This window comes from Arthrobacter sp. JCM 19049 (assembly GCF_001310435.1).
Map to the genome: position 1 here is coordinate 1 of NZ_BAXF01000268.1, position 2968 is coordinate 2968.

5 protein-coding genes are annotated in these 2968 nt (G+C 64.4%); 4 read left to right on the top strand and 1 reads right to left on the bottom strand.

The window, feature by feature from the left end:
• Positions 1 to 224: 224 nt before the first annotated feature.
• From JCM19049_RS20245 to JCM19049_RS20260, 4 genes are all read left to right on the top strand, one after another.
• Entirely contained in the window at positions 225 to 728 is a 504-nt protein-coding gene (locus JCM19049_RS20245; protein WP_279402973.1) for a glycerophosphodiester phosphodiesterase family protein, read from the top strand.
• Positions 667 to 942, top strand: coding sequence for a hypothetical protein (locus JCM19049_RS20250; RefSeq protein ID WP_279402974.1), 276 nt, complete (start codon positions 667 to 669; stop codon positions 940 to 942). Before JCM19049_RS20245 ends, JCM19049_RS20250 begins: the two co-directional genes overlap by 62 nt.
• Positions 939 to 1316, top strand: a complete 378-nt coding sequence (locus JCM19049_RS20255) for a lamin tail domain-containing protein (RefSeq protein ID WP_279402975.1) — start codon at positions 939 to 941, stop codon at positions 1314 to 1316. The genes JCM19049_RS20250 and JCM19049_RS20255 overlap by 4 nt, the downstream gene beginning before the upstream one ends.
• Positions 1317 to 1760: 444 nt before the next feature.
• A complete protein-coding gene (locus tag JCM19049_RS20260) occupies positions 1761 to 2321 on the top strand; it encodes a hypothetical protein (protein ID WP_279402976.1) in 561 nt (186 codons plus the stop codon).
• A 193-nt stretch (positions 2322 to 2514) separates the two neighbouring features.
• On the opposite strand, the gene JCM19049_RS10725 is transcribed toward JCM19049_RS20260, so the two are convergent.
• A partial coding sequence (locus JCM19049_RS10725) for a molybdopterin-binding protein (protein WP_279402977.1) occupies positions 2515 to 2968 on the bottom strand: 454 nt, incomplete at its 5' end.

A 2968-nucleotide genomic window follows, 5' to 3' on the forward strand; every position in this document is an offset into this window, starting at 1 on the left:
CCCGCAGCTGCTGCGGGCGCCGGCCAGGTCGAGGAGGCGCTCGCCGCGCGGCGCTAGTTATCAAGAGATGTACTGACTCGGAATATCTTCGGTTCAGGCTCAGTTCACGTCCATTTCGCAGAGCTGTTGCCCGAGCGCGAAACAGTAGGCGGTGTTGTATTCGAAACACAGGAGAACCGCTAACGTGAACATTCGATCGCTTTGCCTTGGGGCGCTTTCAGCTCATGCTCGCCGGGCTGGGGCTGCCGGCCGCCGCCGCTCCGGGACCCCACTCACAAGACGAACCCCTACTCATCGGCCACCGGGGAGCTGCCGGAGTGGCTCCGGAAAACACGCTTCCCGCCATCAAAGCCGGCAGCCAGTCCGGTGCCGAATTCATCGAAATCGACGTGCAGCTCAGCCGCGACGGCGTCCCGTTCGTCTTCCATGACGACACCCCGGCACGCACCACGAATGTCGAGCAGGTGTTCCCAGGCCGCGAGCATCAGCCGATCACGTCATTTACCTGGGATGAGCTGCAGCAGCTGGATGCCGGCTCCTATTTCTCCGCGGCCTACGCCGGGGAACGCATCCCGCACTTTGACCAGGTGCCGCAGGCCGTTACCGGCACTACCGGGGTTTTCATTGAGATCAAGTCGCCCAAGAATTCGCCGCGTCGAAGAAGTGGTGGCCAAGGCGCTGGAGCAGGAGCGCAGCTGGTCCCGGCTGCTCGATGCCGGGCGCATTGAAGTGCTCGGCTTTGACGCCGAATCCAACCAGCGGTTCGCGCAGCTGGCCCCCGAGGTGCCGCTGCAGCAGCTGGCCGGCACCGTGCCGGATGCCGCCACCTTGGAAGGCTACTCCCGATTCGCAGACGCTTCGGCACCAGCTATCGGACCCTGGATGCAGCCGGTGCCGAACGGGTCAAGCGGGCCGGGCTCGGCCTGGGCGTCTACACCGTGAACTCCACCGAGTCTGCCGATGCCGCCAGGCAGCTGGGCGTGGAACGCATTACCGGTGATTTCCCGGCCCAGCTCTCCCGGCACTTCTCCGGTCGTGACCCGTTTCCGGGCAAGCCCGGCTTGGTGATCCACTCATCGGTCAACGACGTGCCGGGCAATGACCTGCAGCCCGAGACCGGTGAACACGTGGTGCTGAGCAACCCCGGGCACCGTCCGGTCGATGCCTCGGGCTATCTGCTGCGCGATGCCGCCAATAACCTGCTGCAGATTCCTGCTGGCTACACCATCCCCGCCGGAGGCAGCTGCGCGTCTACCCTGGCCCCGGCACCAGCAGCATGGATGCCTTCTACGCCGATATGGGCAGCGCAATCCTGAACAACGGTGGTGACTCGCTGGGGTTGTGGAACGGGCAGGGCAAACTCGTGGACACCTTCGCCAACTAACCGGCCCGGATCCGCCAACGTCACAATCCCCTCCACCGCTTCTGCCCCTGCCGGCTTGGGGGACCCACAGATTCCCAAGCCAGCAGGGGCAGGGGCGTGCCGGGGGCGGAAAACTGATGAAAGCCCCCACCACGCGACACGCGCGCCTGCGACACGGTTTGCCCCGCCCCGGGAAAACCGGGTTCACTAAGGGTGGGGAAATTGGGGTCCGAACCTTGTGCCACTGCACTGGAACGGCAAAGTCGCAGGGGGAGCATTGGGCGTAAACGAACTGAAGTGCAAGCTTCGAACCGTTACCGGCAACTGGTGGAGCGCCGCGACCGGGCGTGGACCGCGAACGCTGTTGGGACGAAGCTTTCCCTGGCATCTGTGCCTGGTGGCCACCACCTTCTGGGTAGGGGAAATCCATGATCCGAACGCCCACGACGGCTCGCAGATGATCAGTGCCTACGACGGATGGTGGTACGAGCGCTACGGCGGATGTGACGGCGTGGTCGAAGACGGCGTCTGCAACACGGAGGTTCGTGAGGCGGCCAACAACTATTTCCCGAAGCACATGACACCCCAGCAGAACCCCTTTTACCTGGACCTGCCGTTCAATGACGTGACCAACGAGAAGGCGTTCTCGCAGCGCCACCTGATCCCGTGGGCCAACGACTTCGGCTATGCCGGAAATCTGGAGAACAAGAATTTCTCCTACATGAAGAACCGCTGGGTTGAATTGAGCTTTCGGGGCAAGACCTGTTTCGCCAGATCGCCGATGCGGGCCCTGTCGTCTACGACGACTTTGAGTACGTTTCGGGGAGAACAACGAACGCCCGAAGAACACCGAGTTCAACGGGGCCGGAATGGATGTTTCCCCGGCAGTCGTTGGATGCCTGGGCTTCGATGCGCTGAACGGAACCCAGGCCGGGGTCTCGTGGCGGTTCGTCGATGAAGTCGATGTCCCCGACGGACCGTGGAAGATTGTGGTGACCGAAAGCGGCTACGACTGGAGCAGCGGCGGTCCGCAGGCCAACCAGTAAGCTATTCGCCGGATCTGCGTTGCCTTCTCGGATGTAGGTGACTCCTTAGCGCCATCTGAACCTGAGGTCGATCAGGTACCCGATGCTGCCGCTAGATTGTGCGCGTCAGTGTCGCGGGCCGTGTCCGCCGCCGGTGATGCGCTGTTCGAGCAGGTGTTCCAGCAGCGGGTCCAGAACCGCCAAGCCGTCACGCACTCCTCCGGCGGAGCCAGGCAGGTTCACGATCAGGCAGGAGCCGGCGAAACCGGCGACCCCGCGGGTGAGGACGGACAGCGGGGTCACCGCTTCACCGCGACGGCGAATGGCCTCAATGACTCCGGGCAGCTGCACCTGCAGCAGCGGCGCCGTCTGCTCGGGGGTGAGATCGGTGGGGGAGACCCCGGTGCCGCCGGTGGTCAGGAGGAGCCGGGGCTCACCCGCCAGCAGCTGGCGCAGTCCGACACCGACCTCCGGCCCGTCGGCGGTAATACGAAGATCCACGGCGAAGCCGCGCTGTTGCAGCCACTGGCTGATCACCGGCCGGTGCGGTCCGGGTTCGTCCCGGCGGCTGCGCTGGTGG